The following is a 24,650-nucleotide window of genomic DNA, read 5'->3' as shown; positions in this document are numbered from 1 at the left end:
ACATGGGTGCCACCATGACGCAAAAAATCCTTGCCCGTACCAGCGGTCGCAGTGCTGTTGAGCACGGTGAAATCATTTGGGCCAGTCCCGATCTGGTGACCGCTCCCGAGGTGTCGTTCTCGGCTTACATCAAACGCATCCGCGAGATCGGCGTGACCAAACTGGCCCACCCGGAACGCGTCGCCGTCATCATCGACCACGAAGTGCCGGTGCACAGCATCGCCGGCGCCGAGCGCAACAAGCTCACCCGCAAGCTGGCGTTGGAACTGTCGGTCGGCCATTTCTTTGACGGCGCAGGTATCACGCATCCGCTGATGGTTGAGCAGGGACTGATCGCGCCCGGCATGTTCGCCGCCGGTGCTGATAGTCATGCTCCCGGCCTCGGCGCGGTCGGCGCCTTGTCGGTGCCGTTCGGGTTTGAAGTATCCATGGTGCTGGCCACCGGCCAGATCTGGATGAAAGTGCCGGAAACCATACGCGTACGTCTGAACGGCGCCTGTGCACCCGGCGTCGGCGCGCGCGATATCGTGCTGGCGACCATGCAGCAGCTCGACGATGAAGCCACCAGCTACCGCGTTATCGAATACCAGGGCGAAGGCCTGTCGACCTTGTCCGTGCCGGAACGCATGACTATCTGCGGACTGTGTGTGGACGCCGGCGCCAAGTCGGGCATCGCCGCCGTCGATCAGCGCTGCGTCGATTATCTGCGCGAACATGGTGTGAGCAATCCGCAGCCGCAGGCGTCAGTCAATAGTGACGACGACGCAGACTACGCCATGACCATCGACATCGATCTGTCGACGCTGACGCCGCGTGTCTCGATTCCACCCTCACCCAATCATGTGCGCGAAGCGCAGGCCATGTCGGACATCGTCATCCAGCACGCTTACATCGGTTCTTGCGTATCCGGTTCGATTGAAGACATCCGTGCCGCCGCCGCCATCCTGCGCGGTCACAAGGTACACGCCGACGTCAACCTGCTGGTCATCCCGGCGACCCAGCAAGTTTTCCAGCAAGCCTTGCAAGAAGGATTGCTGACCGAACTGACCGCTGCCGGTGCCACTATTTCGCCATCGACCTGCGGGCCTTGCTTCGGCGGTATCGCACAGCTGACCGCCGGCGAACGCCGCATCAGCACCAGCACGCGCAATGATCCGGGCCGCATGGGCAGCAACGAGGCGGAGATCTTCCTCGCCAGCGCCATGACGGTCGCCGCCTCCGCCATTACCGGACATATCACTGACCCGCGCGCCTTCGCCAAGGGAGGTGTGCAATGACGGCCGAAGTGACAGGCATTAAGGGCAAAACCAGCAGCGGCCGCGCCTGGAAATTTTCCAGTGATATCTCCAGCGATCAGTTGATTTCGGCACGTCATGTCTTTGAGTTCGATCCACGCATGTTGCGCCATCACTTGCTCGCGGAAGTGCGTCCTGAGTTCGCGCAGCAAGCGCAGCCAGGCGACGTCATCGTTGCCGGTCGCAACTTCGCCCACGGCAGCAACCACAGCCATCCCTTCCTCGCGATGAAGGCGCTCGGCGTCGGCTTGCTGGTGCGTTCGCTCTCTCGCGGCCCGTTCCGCCTGGCGATCTTCATGGGCGTCCCGGTATTGATGGTCACGACAGAAGTGCTCGACGCCATCGATGACGGCCATCAGCTCGACATCGATTTCAGCCGTGGCGCGATTCATAACGTCACGACCGGTAAGCAGATGCAGGTCGAACCCCTGTCGCCGTTCTTGCAAGACATCGTCAACGCCGGCGGCGGACTCGAATTTGTAAAGACGACTTTAGTGAACTGATTTTGCTCTATGATGCGAGACCTTCAGGAGTCAATTAGATGCCAGCCATGTCTATCGTGCGCGACACTTCATTCAGCCAGGAAGCAAGCACTCATCTGAACCAGCCCAAAGCCGATGCTGCTGGCGCTGCAGCCACTGCCGCTATCGTTGTCGAGGCGCTGGAAAAAACCTACGCCACCCACGACGGTGGCAAGGTGCAGGCGCTTGGGCCGATTTCAGTCACCGTGCCGCAAGGCGGCTTCATGACCATCGTCGGTCCTTCCGGTTGCGGCAAATCGACACTGCTCAAATTGCTCTCCGGTTTGATCCCGCGTTCGGCCGGGTCGATCAAAGTCAACGGCGAGGAAGTCCACGAACCGCATCGCGATATCGGCATGGTGTTCCAAAGCCCTGTGTTGTTGCCGTGGAAGACCGCCATCGACAATGTCTTGCTGCCGGCCAAGGTGCTCGGCCTCGACATGGCAGCCAGCCGCGTGCGCGCACAAGAGCTATTGGAAATGGTCGGCCTGGCCGACTTTGCCGGACGTTATCCCAGCGAATTGTCGGGCGGCATGCAGCAGCGCGTCGCCATCGCCCGTTCATTGATCCACGATCCATCGATTTTGATGATGGACGAACCCTTCGGCGCACTCGATGCCATGACACGTGAGGTGATGAATCTGGAGCTGCTGCGCATCTGGCGCAAGGCCGGCAAGACGATCCTCTTTGTTACACACTCGATTCCGGAAGCGATCTTTCTCGGCACGCACGTCATGGTGTTGTCCAACCGTCCGGGCCGCATCGCCGATCTGGTCGCAGTTGACCTGCCGTTGGAACGCGGACTCGACATCATGTCGACCGATGCTTTCGGCGTGTTCAGCAAGCGCATTCGCAGTCAATTCAATACGCAAGGATTTATCTGATGGAAAGCGTGCATACCAGCGCGGCCACAACGCACACAACGCAAACGACGCCTGCGCCTGCTCCGTTCAGTCTGCGCCGCAAGCTCAAGGCGCGTCCCGAGTTGCTCCTGATTCCGGGCGTATTCGTTGCTGTGGTCGTGATCTGGGAAGCCATCATTCGTTACTTCGAAATTCCGATCTACATCATGCCCGCGCCGTCGAATATCGCGCTGTCGCTGATGAATACCAGCTATTGGGATAATGCGCTCTATACGCTCGGCGAAGCCATGTCAGGCTTCTTGCTCGCTGCGGTGTTCGGCATCGTGCTGGGCGGCCTGATCGCGCAATTCCCGCTGGCGGAAAAAACGCTGTATCCCTATCTGATCGCCATCCAGACCACGCCGAAGGTAGCGGTCGCGCCGCTGTTCATCATGTGGTTCGGGTTCGGCATGACATCCAAGGTGATCATCGCCGCAACGATTGCGTTCTTTCCGATTCTGGTCAACGTCATCAGCGGCCTGCGTTCGACCGATCCGGCGCGGCTGGAACTGATGCGCTCGCTGCGCGCGACGCGCTGGCAGATTTTTACGATGGTGCGCCTGCCGGGCGCGCTGCCGATGATTTTCGCGGGACTCAACATCGCGATCATCTTCAGCATCCTCGGCGCCATCGTCGGCGAGTTCCTCGGCTCACGCAAGGGACTTGGCAACGCGATCATGCAGATGAACGTCAATCTCGATACAGCGGGCGTATTTGCCACGCTGTTTGTGTTGTCGGCGATTGGGGTGTGTCTGCATGTGCTGATGGGTATTCTGCAACGCAAGGCTTTGTTCTGGGCTGACAGTTCGAAGATTCCAACGGTATAAAAACTTGCTCGCAATTTCACTACAGGCAGGTTTGATAAAAATAAAAATCGGAGACGAACTGATGTAGCCACCATTTTGATGGGAGGCAGCATGAGTAGCTTTTCCTTGAAACCCTTGTCCTCGGCGCTGGGTGCCGAAGTGATCGGCATCGATATGCACAGGCCGCTGGATGCGGAGACGGTGCAGGCCTTGATCGATGCCTGGCACCGTCACATCATCCTGCTGTTTCGCAATCAGCCGCTGACCTTCGAAGAGCACATCGCCTTCAGCCGCAACTTCGGTGCGCTCGACGATCACGCGGCGGTGCCCAGATTTCGCCATCCCGATTATCCCGAGATCTTGCTGGTGACCAACTACGAAGCCGGTGGAAAACGCCTGGCGGTGGGCCGTCAATGGCACTCCGACTTGTCGACCACTACGCGTCCTGCGAAGGGGTCGCTATTGCATTGCGTAGAGTTGCCCGAAGTCGGCGGCGACACCATGTTCTGCAATATGTACAAGGCCTGGGAAAGTCTGTCGCCGACCTTGCAGTCCATTCTCGATGGCCGCAATGCGCTGCACGACATGTCGGTGGCACGAGAGACGCGGCTGGCGCGCACCAGCGACGAACTCGCCGAGATCCGCCGCCGTAACCCACCGGTCTATCAGCCGATTGCACGCGTACATGACGACAGCGGTCGCAAGGCCTTGTATGTCAGCGAGATGACCTCGGTCTCGATTGAAGGGATGACGGTGGAAGAGAGCCAGCCCTTGCTGCAATATCTCTACGAACACAGCGTCGTGCCGGAAAACGTCTACCGCCATCGCTGGCAAATCGGCGACACCATGATGTGGGACAACCGCAGCGCCATGCATATCGCGCTGTCCGATTACGATCACAGCCAGCGCCGCATCATGTATCGCACCACCTTGCTCGGCCAGCCTTCTGGAAGAATCGCAGAGCTGCCGGCGGAGGTGAAAGAGATTAACCCGGTGGCAGTATTTCCTGTAATTTCTCCACCGGCCGGCACAGGCGTGCACCCAACGGCGTGACGACGATAGGGCGATTGATCAACACCGGATCTTCCAGCATCAGGTCGATCAGTTGATCATCGCTCCACTTGACGTTGTCCAGATCCTTTTCGTCATACGAGGTGCCGCGACGGCGCATGAGGTCCCGCACCGGCTGGCCGGTCGCAGCGACGATTTTCTTCAGCGTGGCACGGTCAGGCGGTGTTTTCAGGTATTCGATGACTTGCGGTTCGATGCCGGCATGGCGCAGCATCTCAAGTACGTTGCGGGACGTGCTGCATTTGGGATTGTGATAGATCGTGATGTCGGACATGGCGATAGAAGTCGTGATGGATCAGGTCGGGAAGTATACGTCATGCGCCGCAAAGGCCGTTGCACAGCTCGTCGTGCAGAATCGACGCATCGACATCGCTTCATCCTTCAGCTTGCGGCGCAAACCATTTTTCCAGCCATGCAATCAAGGCATCCCATTGCGCTGCATCGCCCACAAAGCCGAGATAACAATCAGGCCGGGCGACATGCAAATGGTAAGAGCCGAACAGATTCCTGAATTCGCGATCTTGTCCCTCTGCCAGCGCTGCAGCGACGTGGCGTATGGTCAGCACACCTTCCCAGCGGTGTAATTGTTCGCGCCAGTCTGGCGGCAGAATCGGCGCCGACGGGCCTTGTGCGATCAGCAGCGTCAGGCGCGACGGATCGAGCAGCGCGTACAGATTGCCTTCGCGGGATTCTGCCTCGCTGTTGTTGTGTTCCCATGCGATCACGTCGATATCCGGCAAGCGGTCACCGCCGTGCAGGCTGCCGCCGGCATCATGCGTGGCCGACAGCGGGCTGCTGCGGTAATCAACATTGATTTCGCTGATCAGTCGCGTGGCGGTGTCCTGGATGAAGTCGATGTTCAGCGCCAGCGGCGCAATATGCGTCACCAGGGTGTGCACCCATGTGCTGCGCGAATTGAGTACATCGGTGGCCGCTTCGGTGCGCGTGACAATGTTGCGAATCACCGGCAGGCGGTCTTGCTCGTAGGTGTCGAGAAGCGCCGCATCGGCTCTGCCTTGCAGCACCAGCGCCAGCTTCCAGCACAGATCGATCATGTCCTGGATGCCGGTGTTCATGCCCTGGCCGCCGGCCGGGCTATGGATATGTGCGGCATCGCCGCCGAAGAACACATTGCCTTGCCGCAGTGTCTGCAGCATGCGGCTGTTGATGCGGAAGTGCGAACTCCAGACAATATTGCTCAGCGTCGCCGGTACCGGCGAATGCGCATCGTAGATCGCCTGCAGTTGCGCCAGCGTCGGCGGATCACCGGGAATGTCGCGCACCAGCTCGTCATCTTGCCGGGCCTCGGCATCGGGTTCGATGGCGATCATGCGGAAATGTCCCTGCGCCAGCGGAAACATCGCCAGAAAGCCGTGATCCGAAATGAAGATCGACAATTGATCCGACGCGATCTCGCCGTCCACATACAGATCGGCCAGCGCATAAGTCGGTTTGAGCGACTTGCCCTCAAACGCCAGATTGAGCGCATGACGCGCGCTGCTGTGCGCACCCTCGGCACTGATCAATGCGGCTGCCTGCACTTGTTCGATGCGCCCGTCGGCATGGCGCAGTTCAGCCAGTACGCCGCTCGCTAACGTGGATGCCGGCGTGGATGCCTGCGATTGCACGAAGCCGATCAGCTCGACGCCGCGCTCGATCTGCACGCCTTGCAGCGCCAGTTGTTCTGTCAACAGGCGTTCCGTCTCGGCTTGCGACAGCAGCAGGACATAGTTGTGCCTTCCGGGAATCCGGCTCAGATCGACCTTGCCGAGCAGCTTGCCGCGTCCATACAGGCTGCCGGCATGGGCCTTGTTGCCCGCTGCCAGCATCTTGTCAGTCAGACCACGTTGTTGCAGCAACTCCAGCGTGCGCGCCTGCACCGCCAGCGCACGCGATGTCGCCGACGGCGCCGTCAGCTTGTCGATCAGGCGCACCGGCACGCCCAGCCGGGACAGCTCCATGGCGGCGGTGAGACCGGTTGGGCCGGCGCCGGCGATCAGTACAGGATGATGTCGAATCGTCATTACACTTCTCCGGAAGTCGATAACAATTGAATGAAGCGCTGCTTGCGCCCGCACGGTGTGACTTCAATAATCTCGCACAGTTTCTTCCGTGCCAAAGCAAAAACGCACCCGTCCCGTGCCGAACCAGTAAAATGCTGACTTCGACCGGCGCCGGCGCCGCTTTTTCGCCGGCTCTTTGCGGTTCCTTTGACTTAACCTCCCCCTCAGCATGGACACAATTCTCGCTCTCAAAGCGCTCATCATGGGCATCGTAGAAGGCCTGACCGAATTTCTACCTATTTCTTCCACCGGACATCTGATTCTTGCAGGCAGCCTGCTGCATTTCGCCAGCCCGGCCTTTCCGAAAGAAAAAGTCGACGTTTTTGAGATCGTCATCCAGGCCGGCGCCATCCTCGCCGTATGCTGGGAATACCGTGCCCGCATCGCCTCGGTGATCGGCGGTCTGTTCAGTGACCGCAAGGCGCAGCGCCTGGTGATCAACCTGATCATCGCCTTCCTGCCGGCCGCCATCCTCGGCTTCCTGTTCAGCAAGAAGATCAAGGCAGTCCTGTTCGCACCGGTGCCGGTCGCCATCGCCTTCATCGTCGGCGGTCTGATCATCCTGTGGGTAGAACGTCTCAACAAGGGCAACATGGGCTATTCCTCAGGGCGCATCGATTCCGTGGACGACATGACGCCGCTGGATGCCTTCAAGGTCGGCTGCGCACAAGCCTTTGCGCTGATCCCCGGCACCAGCCGTTCGGGCGCCACGATCATCGGCGGCATGATGTTTGGCCTGTCGCGCAAGGCGGCCACCGAGTTTTCCTTCTTCCTGGCGATCCCGACGCTGTTCGCGGCCACCATCTATTCGCTGTACAAAGAGCGCGCCTTGCTGAGCGCCGCCGATGCGCCGCTGTTCACCATCGGTACCGTGGCCGCCTTCGTGTCGGCTTTCCTGTGCGTACGCTGGTTGCTGCGTTACATCAGCTCGCATGACTTCACCGTGTTTGCCTGGTATCGCATCCTGTTCGGTCTGGTGATTTTGGGTACGGCTTATTCGGGTGTTGTTGCCTGGGTCGAATAAAAGTAACAAAGGATTTATCGTGGCAAATGTATGCAGCGCCGGTCTGGACATCGGCTTCGCTTCTCTGGACTATTTGCAGATCGGCTTTCTTGGGATCGTACAGGGCATCACCGAGTTGTTGCCGATCTCCTCCACGGCGCATATGCGCATCGTACCGGCTGTATTGGGCTGGCATGATCCGGGCTCAGCCTTCTCGGCGGCGATGCAGCTGGCGGCGCTGGCTGCGGTGGTCAGCTATTTCTGGCGCGATGTCTCGGCCGTTGCCACCGGCAGCATCACCGCGTGGAAGCAGCGTGATTTCAACAGCCCGATGTTCCGCCTGGCGGTTGCCATCATTCTGGCGACCATCCCCATCGGCATCGCCGGTCTGGCTCTTTCGCATGTGTTGAACGCCTGCGGCTCGCCGCTGCGCAGCCTGTCGGTGATCGGCTGGTCGTGCATCGCCATGGCGGTGCTGCTGGCGATTGCCGAACTGGCTTGCCGTCATCGCCGCACCGTCGACGAAATGCGCCTGCGCGACGCGCTGATCGTCGGCATTGCCCAAGTCGGCGCGCTGATCCCAGGCGTGTCGCGTTCGGGGTCGACCTTGACTGCTGCGCTGTTTCTCAATTTCAAGCGGGAAGAAGCGGCACGCTTTTCCTTCCTGCTCGGCTTGCCGGCGATTGCGCTGGCCGGCCTCAAAGAACTGGCTGTCCTGTGGCATGCGCATATTCCGCTGCAGGCATGGTCGCTATTGCTATTCGGCATTGTGGTCGCGAGCGTTTCGGCGTTTTGCGCGATCTGGGGATTGATGAAATTCCTGGAGCGTTTCTCGACCTGGCCTTTCATTGTTTATCGCGCCGCACTTGGCGTATTTTTGCTGGTTGCGGTCAGCAAGGGATTCTTGCAATAAATGTCTGAAATTGTGTCAGAGCCGGTGTCAGAGCGGGTTCAGGAGCAGCAATCCAAAGCGCTGCACATCCTCGAAACCGTATTCGGCTATTCGTCCTTCCGCGGCCAGCAGGCGGAGATCGTCCAGCATGTCGTGCAGGGCGGCGACGCGCTGGTGCTGATGCCGACCGGCGGCGGCAAGTCGCTGTGCTATCAGGTGCCGGCGCTGGTGCGTGATGGCGTGGGTGTGGTGGTGTCACCGCTTATCGCGCTGATGCAGGATCAGGTCGACGCGCTGGCCGAAGTCGGCGTGCGCGCAGCCTTCCTCAACTCGACGCAGACCTTCGATGAAGCGATGCAGATCGAGCGACGTGTACGCAGCGGCGATCTCGACGTCTTGTACGTGGCGCCGGAACGTCTGATGACGCCGCGCTGCCTCGACCTGCTGGAAGCGGCGCACATCTCGCTGTTTGCCATCGACGAGGCGCACTGCGTGTCGCAATGGGGCCACGACTTCCGTCCCGAATACATCAAGCTGTCGGTGCTGCACGAGCGCTTTCCCAACGTGCCGCGCATCGCACTGACGGCCACCGCCGACCAGCAGACCCGCGAAGAAATCATCCATCGCCTGCAGCTCGAAGATGCACGCCAGTTCGTGTCGTCCTTCGACCGTCCCAACATCCGCTATCAGATCGTCGAAAAGGCCAACGGCCGTAAGCAGTTGCTCGACTTCATCGAGAGCGAGCATCCCGACGACGCCGGCGTGGTGTACTGCCTGTCGCGCAAGAAGGTCGAAGAGACCGCCGAATTTCTCAAGCAGAGCGGCATCAACGCGCTGCCGTATCACGCCGGCATGGACTACGCCAAGCGTACCGCCAACCAGTCGCGCTTCCTGCGGGAAGACAAGATCGTCATGGTCGCCACCATCGCCTTCGGCATGGGCATCGACAAGCCAGACGTGCGCTTTGTCGCCCACCTCGATTTGCCAAAGAGCATCGAAGGCTACTATCAGGAAACCGGCCGCGCCGGCCGTGACGGTTTACCCGCCAACGCCTGGATGGCTTACGGCTTGCAAGACGTGGTGCAACAGCGCCGCATGATCGCCGAGTCCGAAGCCGACGAAACCTTCAAGCGCGTGCTCGGCGTCAAGCTCGACGCCATGCTCGGCCTGTGCGAGACCCTCCATTGCCGCCGCGTGCGCTTGCTCGACTATTTCGGCCAGCATGGCCAGCAAGCCTGCGGCAACTGCGACATCTGCCTGTCGCCGCCGGTCTCTTTCGACGGCACGCTGATGGCGCAAAAACTGTTGTCGACCGTCTACCGCGTCGAACAGCGCTTTGCCGCCGGCCACGTGCTGGATGTCTTGCGAGGCATTGATGGCGAGAGGGTCAAGCAATGGCGCCACGACCAGTTATCGGTGTTCGGCATCGGCAGCGAGTATGGCGAAGCCGAATGGCGCGCCGTGCTGCGCCAGGTCATCGCACTCGGTTTGCTGACCGTCGACCATGAAAACTACAGCTCGCTCAAACTGACCGAAGAGGCCAAGCCGGTGTTGCGCGGCGAGCAAAAAATCCAGCTGCGCCAATATCAGAAGCCGGTCAAACCAAAACGCACGTCGTCCAAATCCAACTACACCGAAACGGATCTGTCGACCGAAGAACAAACGCTCTTTGACAAGCTGCGCTGGTGGCGTGTCGAGACTGCGCGCAAACACAACGTGCCGGCCTACGTTATTTTCCACGACGCCACCATGCGCGAAATCGCCAAAGCCAAGCCGTCATCGCTCGACGATCTGCGTGGCGTCACCGGCGTTGGCGAAAAGAAACTGGAAACTTACGGTACGGAAATTATCGCCCTCATTCAGGAAATATCAGGAAATTTCTGAGTGACATACCCTGTGGTACGCATCATGCTTTGCCGTTAATGAACAGTATGACAACAGTGCCGATGGTCTATGCTGAAATAAGCTGAAGCTATGACCGACATTGTTGGCAGTACTGTTTCCGCGCAACCACAAGCATGGAGGGTATATGAAGCTGACCGATCTCAGGATAGGTACACGTCTCGGTTTGCTGGCGGCGTTGTTGCTGCTGGCAACCATCTTCGTAGGCGTTCGGGGCTGGATGACGCTCAACGATAGCTTTGAGCAGAACACCCAGGCAATGCAAAAGGCCGCGACCATCGAGCGAGCCATCGACTCCGCCCGCAGTGCCCAGGTGCAATTCAAGATCCAGGTGCAGGAGTGGAAGAACACCTTGCTGCGCGGCAAGGATGCCGAATCCTTCAACAAATACCGCCAGGCCTTCATCGACGAGGGCAAAGCCACGCAGGTCAATCTGGACAAGCTCACCAGCTTGCTGCCGGCGCTGGGCATGAGCACCGACAAACTGAAGCAGGCCCAGCAGGCGCATGCCGATCTTGGCGTTAAATATCTCGCCGCCCTCCAGAAGGAATACAAGCCTGAAGACCGCGACAGCGTAGGGCGTGTCGATGACGCCGTCAAAGGCGCAGACCGCCTGCCGACGCAGATGATCGACGACATCGTCGCCGACGTCCGCAAGTCAGCCGACAAATTCCGCGAAGAGATCGCGCTGGATGCCGCGTCGGATTACCGGGAGGCACGGCTGACGCTAGTGGTGTCCATCGTGCTGGCGCTGACACTCGGCAGCATCGTCACCTTCTGGCTGGTGACCAGCATCACGCGTCCACTCAACACCGCCGTCGTCATCGCGCAGACCGTGGCTGCAGGGGACTTGCGCTCGGAAGTAGTCGTCAGCGGCAAGGACGAGACCGCCCAACTGCTACAGGCGCTCAAAGACATGAACGACAACCTGGTCGGCATCGTCAGCGAAGTGCGCGTCAGCACCAACACCATCGCCACCGCCTCGACCGAAATCGCCCTGGGCAATCAGGATTTGTCGTCACGCACCGAAGAGCAGGCCGGTTCTCTCGAAGAAACTGCCGCCTCCATGGAAGAGATCACCTCCACCGTGCAGAAGAACGCTGAGAACACGCATCAAGCCAACAAGCTCGCTGCCGATGCCTCCGGCGTGGCAGTAAAAGGTGGTGAGATGGTCGCCGCCGTGGTCGACACCATGAACGCCATCGAACAAAGTTCGCACAAGATCGTCGATATCATCGGCGTCATTGACGGCATTGCGTTCCAGACCAACATCCTCGCGCTCAACGCTGCGGTCGAAGCCGCCCGTGCCGGAGAACAGGGCAGAGGTTTCGCCGTGGTTGCATCAGAAGTGCGCACACTGGCCCAACGCAGTGCAACCGCCGCTAAAGAGATCAAGGAGCTCATCAGCGACTCGGTATCCAAAGTCAGCACCGGCACCAGCCTGGTCGGCAACGCCGGCCAGACCATGCAAGAGATCGTTGTCGCCGTCGCCCAGGTCGCAGAGATCATGGACGAGATCACCCGCGCCAACAGTGAGCAAAGCGCAGGCATCGACGAAGTCAACCGGGCAGTCGTGCAAATGGATCTGGTCACGCAGCAGAACGCCGCGCTGGTGGAAGAAGCCGCCGCAGCAGCAGAAAGTCTGCAGGATCAGGCGGCCGGGTTGGCGCGTGCAGTGAGTGTGTTCAAACTGCGCGCCTAACCTGTCTGCGATCTTACTGCGAGGCGATGATCCGTGAATTGGAAACCCTTGGGCGGTGCTCGGAATCCTCATGTACTCAAGTACACTCCGGTTCCTCCGCTCCGGCCGTCACCGGATCATGGCCTCTCGCTACAGATCGCAAACAGGTTAGAAAAAGATATCAAGGCTGTTTGATGAACACCAGATCCCAAACACCATGTCCCAAGCGCAGGCCGCGGTTTTCAAACTTGGTGACAGGGCGGTAGTCGGGACGCGGGGCATAGCCTTCAGCGGCGTCGGTGCTGTTCTTCAGCGTCGGCTCCGCACCCAGTACTTCCAGCATCTGGATCGCATACTCTTCCCAGTCGGTGGCGCAATGCAGGTAACCGCCCGGCGCAATGCGCGACGCCAGCAGACTCACCAGCGGCCCCTGAATCAGACGGCGCTTGTTGTGACGCGCCTTGTGCCACGGATCCGGAAAGAACACATGCGCGCCTGCCAGTGAGCCAGGTGCAATCATGTTGGTCAACACTTCCACCGCATCGTGCTGGATCAGACGCATATTGGTCAGACTCTGCTCACCGATCTGCTTCAGCAGACTACCCACACCCGGCGTATGCACTTCCACGCCGATGAAATTCTTCTCCGGCATATCCGCCGCAATCTTCGCGCTGGTGTCGCCCATGCCGAAGCCGATCTCAAACACCGTCGGGGCCGAGCGTCCAAAGGCTGCATCGATATCCAGCGTCTCCTTTGCATACGGCAACAAGAACTGCGGCCCCAGCTCCTCAATAGCGCGCGCCTGCGCGCCCGACAAGCGACCTGCACGTGTGACGAAGCTGCGGATGCGATGTTCGGTCGGATCGTAAAAAAGCGGTTTGCCGGATTTGTTTTCTGACATGAATGACTCGTGAAGCGAAGGATCTGAAGATGGAATTGTTATGCGGCGTGCAAAAGGCAGGCAAATAAGGCAGCGATGAAAATGCTGGATTCCCTAGCACCCTGGAGCGGGTGAAGGGGATCGAACCCTCGTCGTAAGCTTGGGAAGCTTCTGCTCTACCATTGAGCTACACCCGCGTTGGGTAGGGATTATACCGGGTTGACGAAGGAGCGATCCAGTGATCGGCGGTCTCCGAGTCTGTTACAGGCTTGACTTTGGAAAAAATCAACAAGCCTATGTGGGATCAGATTCGACCTCTGATGACGACTAAATTTTGAATAATGAGGGAGATTTGAGTGCAAATGGGGAGCTTATAAATTGATAACCTACACGGTAACCGCATGTCATAATTCGGCTTAACTTGGGTAAAAGATCTTCCATGCGTAATAACTCTGTGTCTTTGAACCCATATAAGTCTTAGAACCTCAAAGTAGGAATCCGGTAATGACAGAGACAAATGCAGAGCCAGATATTGAACCTCAAGAAGCTACAGAAGGCGCACTTCAACTTGTGGCGAAAGGAACATCTGGTCGTAAATCATTTGCAAAACTCCGAAGAGAGCTTAGCGATGAAGAATTATCCTCCCCTGCCGTACAAAGAATGTTGATTGATGAAATTGAGCGACTGGATGCTGAGCGAAGCGATCTAGCATCGTTTAGAGGAAAGTTTCACGAGGCGGATAAAAGTGCTGCGATCTTAGAAGAGAAATTTAAAGGGAAAATTTCAATCGAGATTATTCATATCGCCTGCATAACGGTTGGTGCGGCAGCATTGGGATACGCACCGTCAATTTGGCAAATGCAACCTACTGCATGGATGACGGGAATATTTGGCGTTGTACTTATCGTTGCAGGTTTGGCTGCGAAGGCGGTTAAGCCATGAAGCTCAAGATTACGAATATCAGAGATCGAAATGATCTAGCCAAAGAAAGAGTAGTAATGAAGGTTGAATTAGGGGGGAATCTTGGTGAATACCTGCTTATTCAATCTAGTTATAGTGAAAACTCAGTGACAAATGGCGTCTATGAAACATATTGGTTTCCCGATAAAGATGTAAGTGCTGGTGATTTTGTTGTCGTGTATTCAAAAACCGGGATTAATAGTGAGAAGCCATTTAACGGCGTGAAATCACATTTTTTCTATTTAGGAAAAAGTCATCCAATATGGGATACCAAAGACCGGGCTGCTGTGCTTATGCATGCGCCCGTATGGGAAAGTTTCAAGCCAGAATAGTGGTTTCAGCGGATGAAAAAATCCATTTTTCATCCGCTTTTTTGATTAAATGAGTTTTCGGCAAGGAATCGTCAAGACCCGATGGCTAGAAACTAGCCAATAAGTTGCACGTAAAATTTGGAGTTTGTTATTCAGTTCAGTGGTAGGGCAGAATTTTCCCAAGCTTACGACCAGCGGTCGACACATATGTCCGGCAATGGAAACACCGAGCATTTTTTAGCTTTTTCTTATCTGCAGTGAATACTCTTCCAAGTACTACTTCTGCTTAAAAGCATTTCGTTAGAACACAGCTTTACCAAACCGAGCCATCGCCATCCTCACCCTCTTCATCACCGACGAAGAAGTCGAACTCACCGCTATCCGCGCACAAGGTGCGGGCGGGCAGAACGTCAACAAGGTATCGAGCGCCATTCATCTGCGGTTCGATATCCGCGCGTCGTCCTTGCCGGATGATGTGAAGCAGCGTCTGCTGGCGTTGCGGGATCATCGCATCAGCAAGGAGGGGGTAGTCATCATCAAAGCCCAGGCGCATCGCAGTCAGGAAAAGAACAAGGCCGATGCCTTGCTGCGCTTGCAGGAGATGTTGGCCGTTATCGCCCACGTGCCGGTGTTGCGCAGGCCGACTCGTCCCACCCGCAGTTCGCAGCGCAAACGCTTGCAGACGAAGACGCTGCGCGGTGAGATCAAATCGATGCGGGGGAAAGTGCGTGATTGATGCAAGCTGCCGCCGTCGACCAAGCTCGGGTATCTGACCAGGCACCTCTGCCGCCGTGTTCCTGCGCGGCACTGATGTCATAATATCGACCCTCAGGACTGCATTGTGCACTCCACGCCCCAATCACAGAAAGCACTACGATGACACGTGCGGCCAAAGAAACCAAAACAACGGCAACCAGCTTGCCCGACAGAAAGATCAGCGCCACCCGGATGAGCATTGCCTATGCGGGCGGTGTGGCAGTGATGGCGCTGCTGTTTCTGGCAGCATATTTTCTTCTTGGCAATATCATCATCGAACAACGTGGCGCAGCGCAGCGCATCCATCTGGTCGAACAGCAGCGCATGCTGTCGCAACGCATTGCGCTGCTCAGCACGGATCTGTACGTCGGCGACACGTCCACCAGCGATGCTTTGCAGGATGCCGTCACCCAGATGGAGCGGGCGCAGGATATTCTCACCGGTAAAGGCGACCCTGCCGGCAGCCAACTCAATGCGGCCGAACATGAGTTGTATTTTGTCGGCAGCAACGCGCTCGATACGGAAGTGCGCAGTTTTCTGGATGACTCACGCCGTTTCATTGGCGCGACCACGATGAACGCCGGCAACGAGGCTTATCGGGCGCTGCAACACCATTCGCGGGATCTGCTGTTGCCTGCGCTCGATCGTGCGCAGGCGCTGTTCGCCGGGCAGGCTGACGCGCGCATTGAACAGGCTCGCACGGCGCAACTGGCGGTACTAGTCGCGTTTTTTATCACACTGGTGCTGGAAGCGGTGCTGATTTTCCGCCCCATGATCACGAAAATCCGCCGCTACAATGCGCATCTCTATGAGATGGCTACCCGTGACCCGCTCACCGGGCTCGCCAATCGGCGCCAGTTCGATGAATATGCCAACCGTGAATTCCGGCTGGCGCGTCGCACCGCAAAACCTTTGTCGATGGCGGTCTGCGATATCGATGAGTTCGAGCAGATCAATAAAACCCATGGGCGCGCCGTCGGCGACGCGGTGCTACGCCGCTTCGGCGAACTGGCAGCGCGCATCTTGCGCGACACCGACATCATCAGCCGTGTCGGCGGCGAAGAATTTGCATTGGCGCTGCCTGTCATGAATCTGCATGGAGCGATGATCATCGCCGAAAAACTGCGTCGCGGTATGGCGGAGAATCAAAGCGAGAACCTGCCGCCATTTACTATCAGCGTTGGCGTGGCAGTCAGTGAACACGGCGACAAGACGATGAATGACCTCTTGCAGCGTGCCGACAGCGCGTTGCAAATGGCCAAGTCAGAGGGACGGAATCGTATTTCCTGTTTAAACAGACCGCTGAGAGAACAGCAACAGGACAACGGTACTGTGTCTCCCAACACTGCTATCACTTCCTGAGTCCGGACGCAGCCTCGCGATATTTCTCGCGCGTCGATCTGTATCCCGTCACCAAGCCGTCGGCTCGTCCGGCATCGCGAGGTGCATCGGAGCCGGTGTTTTGACAGTGCTTTGTGATGGCGGGTGAACTTGGGCCAACCCGGGCAAAATCAGGCAATAAACTTCAAGCCTATTCCGCGCAAGGCAATCCCCTCCAGCTCCATATTCCATACCTCCCCCGCACTCACCGGAAACGCTGCCGTGAGCGTACCCGTCGTCACGACTTCATTGGCCTGAACCGGACGTTGGATCGCTTGCTTTGCAATCACTGCGATCAGGTGCGCCATCGCGGCGAGCGGGCTGCCGAGCGCATTTGATCCCCTGCCGGTTTCGCGTACCGCGCCATCGCAGCGCAGCGTGACGGAACATGTTGCCAGTTGCTCCAGTGCTTCGCTGCCGAGTGCGGCAAGCGAGATGCGTTCTCCGACAAACAGCATGCCGTGCAGACCGCCATCGGCAACGGTGTCGGCAGCTTTGAACTGCCAGCCGGGGTAATGGGACTGCACGATTTCGAAAGCGGGAGCAATCCAGTCAATGCAGTCGACCAATGCCGCGATGTCGGCATTTTCAGGTGGCGCCTTGTGAAAATGCAGGGCGATTTCCGGTTCGATCTTCGGTTCGGCGAAACGGGCCAGGCTGCATTCGCCTTGCGAGCCCGGCAGATAAACGATGCTGCTGTCGTACATGTGGCCCCAGACGGGTTCTTCCACGCCATATCGCGCCCACATGGCGGCGTTGGTAAAGCCGATCTTGCGGCCTGCAGCAGCGGCGCCTTGTTCCAATCTTGCCTGATGCACAAGATCCGCCACTTGGTATGCCGTAGCGACATCAAATGCCGGTTCTTGCGATGTGATGGTGGCAATCTGGCGCACCTTGTCTTGCGCATCTTTCATTTGCACGGCGATGCCTTGCGTATCGATGTGGCGTGTCATCGGTCATGCTCCATGGGTAAGGGAAAGAGAAGAGAAAAACGAATGTCTATTTTGCAGGCGCCGCCGGCGCGACAACAAGAGACAAAATTTCAGTGTGTGAAGGCGAGGGCGCTAATTTATTTCATCATTACCGCGGGAGATGATCGGCTGGAATGACGTGCTTGCCTACCATTTTGTATTGCTGCCTTGCCGTCTGCGCCCCTTTATGTAGAATCACGGCAGGGAATCCGGATCGACCGGTTCCAGATCAACCGGTGGATACCGGCGATCACAGATAAGTGTCAAAGCAGACGATCACAACAATATGAAGCACTCCTTTCACCGCATCGCGATCCCGTCGGTTCTTGTCTTCATGGCATGTTCCGCCTCGGGACAGAACCTTGACTCCAAAGAACCTGCAAAAGACGCCAGCCAGGTAAAGATCGCACCGGCACCGGTTATGATCGAAATGAATTCGCCGGAAGAAGTCGTCAATGGCGCATCGCAGGAGGCCGTCGTTAAAACCGTGACGCCGATCTACAGTCAGCTTCTCTACATGGGCTATCCAAGAGGATTCAAAGTGGCTTCTGAAAACACTACCTCGCAGCGCTACATTCGCGAGTCGGTTCCGGAAGGCGAAGATCCTGGCGCCTGGACGCAAATGGTGACGATAAGCGGCGTGAAGGAGACCGCATCGGAGGCGACGATTTCGCCGGCGAACTATGCCGAACATATTGCCGGCGGCTTTCGGCGCGCCTGTTCGGAGTCTTTCAGCCAGAGGAAGATGTCCGAGGGTATCGTCAACGGCTATGAGCAGTACGTCATGGTCGTCAGTTGCGGCCAGTCGCCCGCCACGTCGGGACTGACCAGTGAAGCGGCGTTGGTCATCGTGATCAAGGGAGCGCGCGACTACTACACCGTGCAATGGGCCGAAAGAGGCATGCCGTCAGTGCTGCCGATGCGCATCGATATGGCGAAATGGGTAGGCCGATACCAGCAGCTTGCACCCGTGCGCCTGTGTGCGCACGTCGCAGGGGAAAAAGAGCCGTATCCGAGTTGCCTGAATCCGGAGTGAGCAGATCGCTCCCTCTTCAATTACACAGGATCTGCACAGTAAATTGCAGGCCGTTCTCCGCGATCTCATCCGTCGCCAATCTTTTGCCCGGCTCCGCGATGATGAAGTTGACGTGATGTGCAGTCAGGAAGTTTTGCGCCACTTCGCCGCGAATGGCGAAGTTCACATTCTGCGGCACGGAGCCTATCGCCTGCGACATCGCCATTGCCACCGATGACACCACCACGCCGATGACGGCGCCGCTGGTGTCGAGCACCGGGCCGCCGCTGTTGCCGGGTTGGATAGGGGCAGAAATTTGTAAATGCGCGCGATTGTTGTTGATGCCGGCGAGTGAATTGATTTGCCCGAATGTGGCTTTCGGTTCACTCGACAAAATGCCCGGCAGCGGATAGCCGATGACACCGATTTCTTCGCCCAGCCTGACCGGCTTTGCCGGCATGCGGAAACTGGCCGCCTGATTGAATGGCTGCAACGACTTGATCAGCGCCAGATCGTTTGTCCGGTCAATGGCTTCCAACTCGGCCAGTATTCTTATCGTGTCGCCATTGCTGGCTTTCACCGTGAGTGATTTGCAGCCATCGACGACATGGTTGTTGGTCAGGATGTAGCCGTCCCGGTTGACGATGATGCCGGTGCCGCTGCTGGATTTCTGTCTTGGTGGTGCTAGTGGAGCCACAGGCACCGACGGCTTGGTTGCCTGGGCAGCTTGTATCGGGACAGTGCAGGCGAGGGTGAAAGAACGTTGCGCGAACGGTGTATCTGCCAGCGGCTGGAAGTTTTTTATCCAGTCGGTGCGCACCGGACTGAAGCCGACGCGCTGGCCATCCAGATAGCCGACCGTCGAAATCAGCGAGATCGTCTTGTTGACGCAATCAAACGCTGTCCTCTGGACGTAGCGGTCCATCTTGATGTCGTGCGCATTGACGCGTGCCTTTTCATAGACGGTCATGAACTGCGCCACGCGGATGTTTCCGTCTTGTCTGACGGAATCGACATCGATATAGCTCTTATCCAGTGAGGTTTCGTTTTCGCCGACTTCTTGCCAGCGGGCGGCATACGCCGACTGAGGCAAGGCGACAAGGCCGATCACGGCTGCTGTTGCCGCAACCAGAAGCGGCGAAGAACGGAAATCGCGGCGAGAGAGAGAGGACATGTTCTTGGTTTTCTTGTCTGGCATGGCGCTGCGCTCTTCTGTTTTTTGTCAGCATTGATCATAACGACTGTAGCATTAGATGCTGTCAAAGTGCTGACTAAATAGGTGCGCAAAGGCGCATGGATAAACGCTGTAGAGACATTTCTTGCATACGCGGAAGAATGCGCCATTCCTGCTTGACCTGCAAATTGACATCGGTGAGAATCGCCGCGGGGTACCCATCAACAAACAAGAAAAACACCAGATGCCACATCAGAAAAAAATGGCCGGTCCGGGACTGGGCCGTGTTGCTGCTCTTCTTTTCATTGCCGCCGCCGTATTGCTGTCAGGCTGTGCCCGTGCTCCGCGCGCCGGCACGCCGTTGAAGCCGGTGGATGAGCGCAAGGGCGATGTTTATATCTATCGCATCAAATCAGACATCGCCAGAGCGCAACCGTTTTATACCACTGCTGACGGTCACATCGGACCAATGCTGGAAAACGGTAGCTACGTTGTTTTGCATCTGGATCCCGGCAAGCACAACATTGTCGTGAGCCCCGGGCCATGGGGTTTCAATCGCGGCCTCACAATTCAGGTGAAGGCGGGCGAGCGCAGCTACTATCAGTTCGATTTCACACCGGATCCGGAAGACAAGCTGCACTTTGAAGATACGGTGCTGCGTCATCGCCCTGCTGATGCGGGCAAGGCGGATGTCGCCTTGCTGCCGGGAGTGGCGCCACGCATCAACGACCGCCGCAGCAGCTTCCGTCGCACCACCTATGCCGGTCTGAGTGATGTGGTGTCGCTGCCGGCGGTGAACGACAGAGGGCGTATCGGCTACGAGAAATGGCTCAAGCAAAGATTGCCGCGCGCCTTTGTCATCTCCAGCAATGGCGGATGGGTTTCCACATGGGGCTTGAGCGTGATCGATGCGCCGGGCATCTCGGATCCTTCCACGCGCGCAATGCAGCGTTGCGCGCGATGGCGCAATGTTGTGTGCCAGATGTATGCGGTCAATAACAGCGTGGTCTGGACGCCTTTGCCTGCGAAGATGATTGCAGCGGAGCGTAAGCGACGTCAGGGCGAGAAAAAGACTGACGACATGGATTCGGATCGTGATGCGATGTCAACGGATCAGGATGAAAGCAGCGTGCAGTCCACGACGCAGCCGGTGTCATTGCCATCGCTCGAACCGATCATTATCGAGTAAGTTGATTCGTAGTCAGGGTTTTGAGCGTAGCGCCGCGATCACTCAAAACCCTGCACGTCCTTCTCGTTGAAGCGCGGCAGCATCCAGTGATAGCGGATCGCCAGCAGCCGGAACACAAATCCCACGCCCAGCGCACTGAGTGACGCCACGTTGGCGTTGACGTCCAGCCACAGCAATCCCACATACAGACCACCGGTCACCAGCGACACACTGGCATAGACCTCGCGTTGCAGCACCAGCGGAATCTGATTGCACAGTACGTCGCGCAGCAGGCCGCCGAACACGCCGGTGATCATGCCGAAAATGACGACAACAAAGGGATTGAATTCTGAAAATGCTCTCGCGATATCGCAGCCGATAATCGTGAAGGCGACCAGCCCTAGCGCGTCGACAATCAAAAATGCCGACTTGAAATGATGCATCTTGCGTGCGGCAATCGCAGTGACGACGGCGGCGCAGATGGTAAAGGCAAGGTACTCCGGATGCGCGACCCAGCTCAGCGGATAGTGACCGATCAGGATGTCGCGTACCGTGCCGCCGCCGAGCGCGGTGACCGTGCCGATCAGGCAGATGCCGAACAAGTCCATCTCGCGGCGAATGCCCATGATGGCACCGGACATGGCCTCGGCCGTGATGGCGATCAGATAGATGGTATGCAGCAGCATGGTCTGGTTTCTTCCCCTAAATGGCCCATCAGGCTAGTTGTGCAGGCAGATGATCAACTGGAAAGCCAAGCCGCTCCAGCACTGCACGCAAACGTGAGACGTAGTCGTAATCGATGGGGGAGTCGAGCGGCGGTTCGATGTGCACCATGCTGATGGCGCAGATTTCATGCTCGCCGTCATTCACCGGAAAAGCCTCAGCACGATAGCCGCTCTGGTGTTTGTAGAGGATATCGATCTCCGCGTGCGTCAGGTGATACAGCATGCCGTAGGCAAGCGCATCTTTCTCGCGCAGCAGCATCGCTTTTTCTCGTACGACTACCCTGTGATGCAGGATAGTGGCAAGACGTGGCTGGCGGATGGCGACGCCTTTCTGTTGCAGGGATTCTGCATCCATGTGCAGACCATAGAAAAAAATGGGTACGAGGCGATTGCTTGAGTTGTCCATGGTCGTCAGTCTGTGATGTCAATTCAATCGGGGCGGATCAGGGCGTGCCGTTGTTGCCATGCCGGATAAAGCCGGGATGCTCATTGAGCCGCTGAAAATATGCCGCCACGGCAGGATAATCAGGATGGTCCAGCCGTGTGGCGCGCCAGCGATTGACGGACAAGCCGATGGGAATGTCGGCTAGCGTGAAACGGTCGCCGGCAATGTAGGCACCAGTCGATTGCAAGCGCTGCTCAAGGATGCCGATGTGCTTGTTCCAGCCGGCGACGGATGCGGCCAGTTGCTGCGGATCCTGATGTGCCGGCGAGTTACGTACCAGCGACAGGAAAGCATAGCTCCAGGCGTTGTTCAGATTGGTCGCCTGCCAGTCCATCCATTGGTCGACGCAGGCGCGTGCCTGGGGATGACGCGGATAGAAATTGTCGTTGCCGTAACGATTGGCGAGATAGCGGATGATGCTGTTGGACTCCCACAGGATGAAGCCGTCGTCGTCGATCACCGGCACCAGCGCATTCGGGTTGAGCGCGAGAAATTCCGGCACCTGAGTGGACTGAAATCCGCTGCCCCAGTCTTCACGCTGAAAGGACAGGTTCAGTTCGTCGCAGCACCAGAGGACTTTGCGGACATTGATGGAGGTGGCTTTTCCGAGGATCTTGATCATGGGGAAGAGGATGTGCAGGCATTGTTGAATCTGCCAAGCATAGCCTGAACCGCGATTTTCGGCAGAGCATGACAGTCATAGTCCAGCCCAGCGCATCCCAGCGCAGTCCAATACAGTACCTCAGTCCAGCAAGGCCGCCTGCTCCTGAACGATCTGGGCCAGCAACCCGGCAATGCGTTGTACCCGTGGCGAGCGCCGCAGATCCGGATGGACGGTGAGCCAGATGTCGCGCTGCATGGCATCCAGTCCGCTGTCGAACTCGATCAGGGCTTCGTCGTTGCGTGCGATGAAATGCGGCAGGATGGTCAGTCCCAATCCCGACCGGCAAGCCTGATGCAGGATGGCAAAGTCGCTGGCGGCCAACACATACGGTGCACCATCCGCGCACTGCGCCAGCCAGGCACGATGCGGACCGCCTTGCAGCGCTTCGCCATAGCCGATGTATTGCCGCTTCGCACACGCTACGCGTTTCCAGCGGCTGCTGCCATACAGTCCGTATCCGGCGCTGCCGAGACGGCGCGCCATCAGGCCGGGTTCTTCCGGGCGCGACAAGCGCAGCGCCAGGTCGGCATCGCGCCGGTGCAGATTGGCAGCGCGGATTTCGCCGACCAGATCCAGCTGTATGCCTTCCCACTCTTTGTATCTTTGCGCCATCAGCGGCATCAGAAAATGGCTGGACAAAGCCGGCGGCGCCGACAGCCGCACCGTACCTTGCATTGCCGTCATGCCCTGGATGGCGCGGCCGAAAGCGTGTGCTTCCAGCTCGATGCGCTCGGCGGCTTCGAGCAAGGTCTTGCCTTCATCGGTCAACTGCCAGCCGCGCGGCAGACGATCAAACAAGCGCAACTGGATGGCGGTTTCCAATGCGCCGATACGCCGTGCCACGGTCGAGTGTTCCACCGCCAGCAGACGTGCCGCTGCCGACAGGCTGCCGCTGCGCGCCAGGCACAGGAAGTAGCGGACGTCATCCCAGGAGAGTTGATCCAGGGCGAGCGCGGCGACAGGCAGATTGGTTGATTTTTGCACAGTAGTTGGGCGTGGATGGGGAATTCCGTTTGATTTTGCACGAAGTTATTCTGAGCGTCCACTTATCCCCATACGGAGCCCGCAAATGAACGCACTAGCCGCCACTTCCAGAATCATCCAGTTTTCTTCCTACGGCGACGCCACCCAATTGGAGGCGGTGTCGCGCCCCCTGCCATTGCTTGCCGCCACCGCCGTTCGAGTGCGTCAGCAAGTCGCCGGCGTCAATTATGTCGATGTCTACTATCGCGTGGGACGCTATCCCTTGCCTCTGCCGGGTGTGCCCGGCGTCGAAGGCAGCGGCGTGATCGAAGCCGTTGGTGCGGAAGTGAAGACGCTCAAGGTCGGCCAGCGCGTGGCGTGGGTTGCCGCCAGCGGCGGCTACGCCGAGCACGTCGACATCGATGCGGCGCGCGTGATTGTTTTGCCTGACACGGTTTCATTCGAACAGGCAGGCGCCGGCATGTTGCGCGCCATGACCGGTTATCTGTTGCTGAACCACTATGCGCGTTTGCAGCGCGGTCACACCGTGCTGGTGCATGCGGCGGCGGGAGGCTTGGGTTTGCTGTTGACGCAGTGGGCCAAAGGCATCGGTGCGCGCGTGATCGGTACCGTCAGCAGCGATGAAAAAGCGGCGTTGGCGCGTTCGCGTGGATTGGATCACGCGATCAATTACCGCAAGGAAGATTTTGTCGCCGCGGTGCGGGAAGTGACCGCCGGTAAAGGTGCGGACGTTGTGATTGATGGTATCGGCGGCCAGCAAGTCTTGCGCAGTATTGACGCCACCCGCAGCGGTGGCATGACGATCAGCATCGGTTCCATCTCCGGCGAAGGCGCACCGGCGGAGGCCTTGCCGGCGGCACAGGCACGTGGCGTGTTGCTGGAGCGCCCGAGCATCCTCGCCTTCATCCGTGATCTGTCGCAATACCGCGCCGCCGCTGATGTCGCGGTGACGCAGTTGCAGGCAGGCTTGCAGATCGACATTGCCGACCGGATCCCGCTGGAGGATGCCGCGCAGGCGCATCGCTTGCTGGAGTCCGGCGCAGTGCAAGGATCGCTGCTGTTGACGATGTAGGTCAGCAGC

Annotated in this window: 24 protein-coding genes, 1 tRNA gene and 1 pseudogene; 16 read left to right on the top strand and 10 right to left on the bottom strand. The window is 58.2% G+C overall.

Annotation, left to right across the window (positions count from 1 at the left end; genetic code table 11):
* Positions 1–2 precede the first annotated feature (2 nt).
* From hmeg3_RS20915 to hmeg3_RS20895, 5 genes are all read left to right on the top strand, one after another.
* Positions 3–1,277, top strand: coding sequence for an aconitase/3-isopropylmalate dehydratase large subunit family protein (locus hmeg3_RS20915; protein ID WP_094565456.1), 1,275 nt, complete (start codon positions 3–5; stop codon positions 1,275–1,277).
* On the top strand, positions 1,274–1,798 hold the full coding sequence (locus hmeg3_RS20910) for a 3-isopropylmalate dehydratase (protein WP_094565455.1): 525 nt from the start codon (positions 1,274–1,276) through the stop codon (positions 1,796–1,798). Before hmeg3_RS20915 ends, hmeg3_RS20910 begins: the two co-directional genes overlap by 4 nt.
* Positions 1,799–1,836: 38 nt before the next feature.
* Positions 1,837–2,700: an ABC transporter ATP-binding protein gene (locus hmeg3_RS20905; RefSeq protein ID WP_094565454.1), complete on the top strand. Its 864-nt coding sequence runs from the start codon at positions 1,837–1,839 to the stop codon at positions 2,698–2,700.
* On the top strand, positions 2,700–3,545 hold the full coding sequence (locus hmeg3_RS20900) for an ABC transporter permease (protein WP_094565453.1): 846 nt from the start codon (positions 2,700–2,702) through the stop codon (positions 3,543–3,545). The genes hmeg3_RS20905 and hmeg3_RS20900 overlap by 1 nt, the downstream gene beginning before the upstream one ends.
* Before the next feature lie 78 nt (positions 3,546–3,623).
* Positions 3,624–4,577 carry a TauD/TfdA family dioxygenase gene (locus hmeg3_RS20895; protein WP_094565452.1) on the top strand — a complete coding sequence of 318 codons (954 nt, stop codon included), beginning with the start codon at positions 3,624–3,626 and terminating at the stop codon, positions 4,575–4,577.
* On the opposite strand, the pseudogene arsC reads toward hmeg3_RS20895, so the two are convergent.
* Together arsC and hmeg3_RS20885 are read right to left on the bottom strand one after the other, a co-directional pair.
* A pseudogene (gene arsC, locus hmeg3_RS20890) lies at positions 4,519–4,869 on the bottom strand (arsenate reductase (glutaredoxin)); the annotation flags it as partial. The gene hmeg3_RS20895 and the pseudogene arsC overlap by 59 nt on opposite strands.
* A 100-nt stretch (positions 4,870–4,969) precedes the next feature.
* A complete protein-coding gene (locus tag hmeg3_RS20885; RefSeq protein WP_094565450.1) occupies positions 4,970–6,619 on the bottom strand; it encodes an FAD-dependent monooxygenase in 1,650 nt (549 codons plus the stop codon).
* 208 nt (positions 6,620–6,827) lie between these two features.
* On the opposite strand from hmeg3_RS20885, the gene hmeg3_RS20880 reads away from it, so the two are divergent.
* From hmeg3_RS20880 to hmeg3_RS20865, 4 genes are all read left to right on the top strand, one after another.
* Positions 6,828–7,682, top strand: a complete 855-nt coding sequence (locus hmeg3_RS20880) for an undecaprenyl-diphosphate phosphatase (protein ID WP_094565449.1) — start codon at positions 6,828–6,830, stop codon at positions 7,680–7,682.
* A 19-nt stretch (positions 7,683–7,701) separates the two neighbouring features.
* Positions 7,702–8,574, top strand: a complete 873-nt coding sequence (locus tag hmeg3_RS20875; protein ID WP_094565448.1) for an undecaprenyl-diphosphate phosphatase — start codon at positions 7,702–7,704, stop codon at positions 8,572–8,574.
* Positions 8,575–10,437, top strand: coding sequence for a DNA helicase RecQ (gene recQ, locus hmeg3_RS20870; protein WP_094565447.1), 1,863 nt, complete (start codon positions 8,575–8,577; stop codon positions 10,435–10,437).
* A 145-nt stretch (positions 10,438–10,582) separates the two neighbouring features.
* Entirely contained in the window at positions 10,583–12,157 is a 1,575-nt protein-coding gene (locus tag hmeg3_RS20865; protein ID WP_094565446.1) for a methyl-accepting chemotaxis protein, read from the top strand.
* A gap of 160 nt (positions 12,158–12,317) precedes the next feature.
* On the opposite strand, the gene trmB is transcribed toward hmeg3_RS20865, so the two are convergent.
* Both trmB and hmeg3_RS20855 read right to left on the bottom strand, forming a co-directional pair.
* Positions 12,318–13,037, bottom strand: a complete 720-nt coding sequence (gene trmB / locus hmeg3_RS20860) for a tRNA (guanosine(46)-N7)-methyltransferase TrmB (protein ID WP_094565445.1) — start codon at positions 13,035–13,037, stop codon at positions 12,318–12,320.
* 102 nt (positions 13,038–13,139) lie between these two features.
* Positions 13,140–13,213: transfer RNA gene (locus hmeg3_RS20855), tRNA-Gly, on the bottom strand.
* Positions 13,214–13,520: 307 nt separating this feature from the next.
* On the opposite strand from hmeg3_RS20855, the gene hmeg3_RS24830 reads away from it, so the two are divergent.
* The 4 genes from hmeg3_RS24830 to hmeg3_RS20835 all read left to right on the top strand — a co-directional run bounded on the left by hmeg3_RS24830 (position 13,521) and on the right by hmeg3_RS20835 (position 16,405).
* Positions 13,521–13,958 (top strand): hypothetical protein, encoded by a 438-nt coding sequence (locus hmeg3_RS24830; RefSeq protein ID WP_157739317.1) that lies wholly within the window; start codon positions 13,521–13,523, stop codon positions 13,956–13,958.
* Positions 13,955–14,308, top strand: a complete 354-nt coding sequence (locus hmeg3_RS20845; protein WP_094565443.1) for a hypothetical protein — start codon at positions 13,955–13,957, stop codon at positions 14,306–14,308. Before hmeg3_RS24830 ends, hmeg3_RS20845 begins: the two co-directional genes overlap by 4 nt.
* Positions 14,309–14,615: 307 nt before the next feature.
* A complete protein-coding gene (gene arfB, locus hmeg3_RS20840) occupies positions 14,616–15,023 on the top strand; it encodes an alternative ribosome rescue aminoacyl-tRNA hydrolase ArfB (RefSeq protein WP_094565442.1) in 408 nt (135 codons plus the stop codon).
* A gap of 140 nt (positions 15,024–15,163) precedes the next feature.
* On the top strand, positions 15,164–16,405 hold the full coding sequence (locus tag hmeg3_RS20835; RefSeq protein WP_094565441.1) for a GGDEF domain-containing protein: 1,242 nt from the start codon (positions 15,164–15,166) through the stop codon (positions 16,403–16,405).
* Positions 16,406–16,554: 149 nt separating this feature from the next.
* On the opposite strand, the gene hmeg3_RS20830 is transcribed toward hmeg3_RS20835, so the two are convergent.
* A complete protein-coding gene (locus hmeg3_RS20830; protein ID WP_094565440.1) occupies positions 16,555–17,376 on the bottom strand; it encodes a 2-keto-4-pentenoate hydratase in 822 nt (273 codons plus the stop codon).
* A 304-nt stretch (positions 17,377–17,680) separates the two neighbouring features.
* On the opposite strand from hmeg3_RS20830, the gene hmeg3_RS20825 reads away from it, so the two are divergent.
* A complete protein-coding gene (locus hmeg3_RS20825) occupies positions 17,681–18,430 on the top strand; it encodes a hypothetical protein (RefSeq protein WP_094565439.1) in 750 nt (249 codons plus the stop codon).
* A 16-nt stretch (positions 18,431–18,446) separates the two neighbouring features.
* Here hmeg3_RS20825 and hmeg3_RS20820 read toward each other — a convergent pair whose 3' ends face one another.
* Positions 18,447–19,607 carry a S1C family serine protease gene (locus hmeg3_RS20820; RefSeq protein ID WP_094565438.1) on the bottom strand — a complete coding sequence of 387 codons (1,161 nt, stop codon included), beginning with the start codon at positions 19,605–19,607 and terminating at the stop codon, positions 18,447–18,449.
* A gap of 220 nt (positions 19,608–19,827) precedes the next feature.
* On the opposite strand from hmeg3_RS20820, the gene hmeg3_RS20815 reads away from it, so the two are divergent.
* Positions 19,828–20,772 (top strand): DUF2846 domain-containing protein, encoded by a 945-nt coding sequence (locus tag hmeg3_RS20815; RefSeq protein ID WP_157739316.1) that lies wholly within the window; start codon positions 19,828–19,830, stop codon positions 20,770–20,772.
* Positions 20,773–20,810: 38 nt separating this feature from the next.
* Here hmeg3_RS20815 and hmeg3_RS20810 read toward each other — a convergent pair whose 3' ends face one another.
* From hmeg3_RS20810 to hmeg3_RS20795, 4 genes are all read right to left on the bottom strand, one after another.
* Entirely contained in the window at positions 20,811–21,437 is a 627-nt protein-coding gene (locus hmeg3_RS20810) for a trimeric intracellular cation channel family protein (RefSeq protein ID WP_094565436.1), read from the bottom strand.
* Between the two features lie 28 nt (positions 21,438–21,465).
* Positions 21,466–21,831 carry a hypothetical protein gene (locus hmeg3_RS20805; RefSeq protein WP_198361732.1) on the bottom strand — a complete coding sequence of 122 codons (366 nt, stop codon included), beginning with the start codon at positions 21,829–21,831 and terminating at the stop codon, positions 21,466–21,468.
* Between the two features lie 88 nt (positions 21,832–21,919).
* Complete coding sequence (locus hmeg3_RS20800; RefSeq protein ID WP_094565434.1) at positions 21,920–22,543, bottom strand: glutathione S-transferase family protein; 624 nt, start codon at positions 22,541–22,543, stop codon at positions 21,920–21,922.
* 120 nt (positions 22,544–22,663) lie between these two features.
* Positions 22,664–23,569 (bottom strand): LysR family transcriptional regulator, encoded by a 906-nt coding sequence (locus tag hmeg3_RS20795; protein WP_094565433.1) that lies wholly within the window; start codon positions 23,567–23,569, stop codon positions 22,664–22,666.
* A gap of 85 nt (positions 23,570–23,654) precedes the next feature.
* Between hmeg3_RS20795 and hmeg3_RS20790 the strand changes: the two genes are divergently transcribed.
* Entirely contained in the window at positions 23,655–24,641 is a 987-nt protein-coding gene (locus tag hmeg3_RS20790; protein ID WP_094565432.1) for a quinone oxidoreductase, read from the top strand.
* Positions 24,642–24,650: the final 9 nt, after the last annotated feature.

It is taken from the genome of Herbaspirillum sp. meg3 (assembly GCF_002257565.1).
In the GTDB taxonomy this organism is placed as follows: Bacteria; Pseudomonadota; Gammaproteobacteria; order Burkholderiales; family Burkholderiaceae_D; genus Herbaspirillum.
The sequence above is the reverse complement of the archived record's forward strand: the minus strand, read 5'-3'. Positions and strand labels throughout refer to the sequence as shown.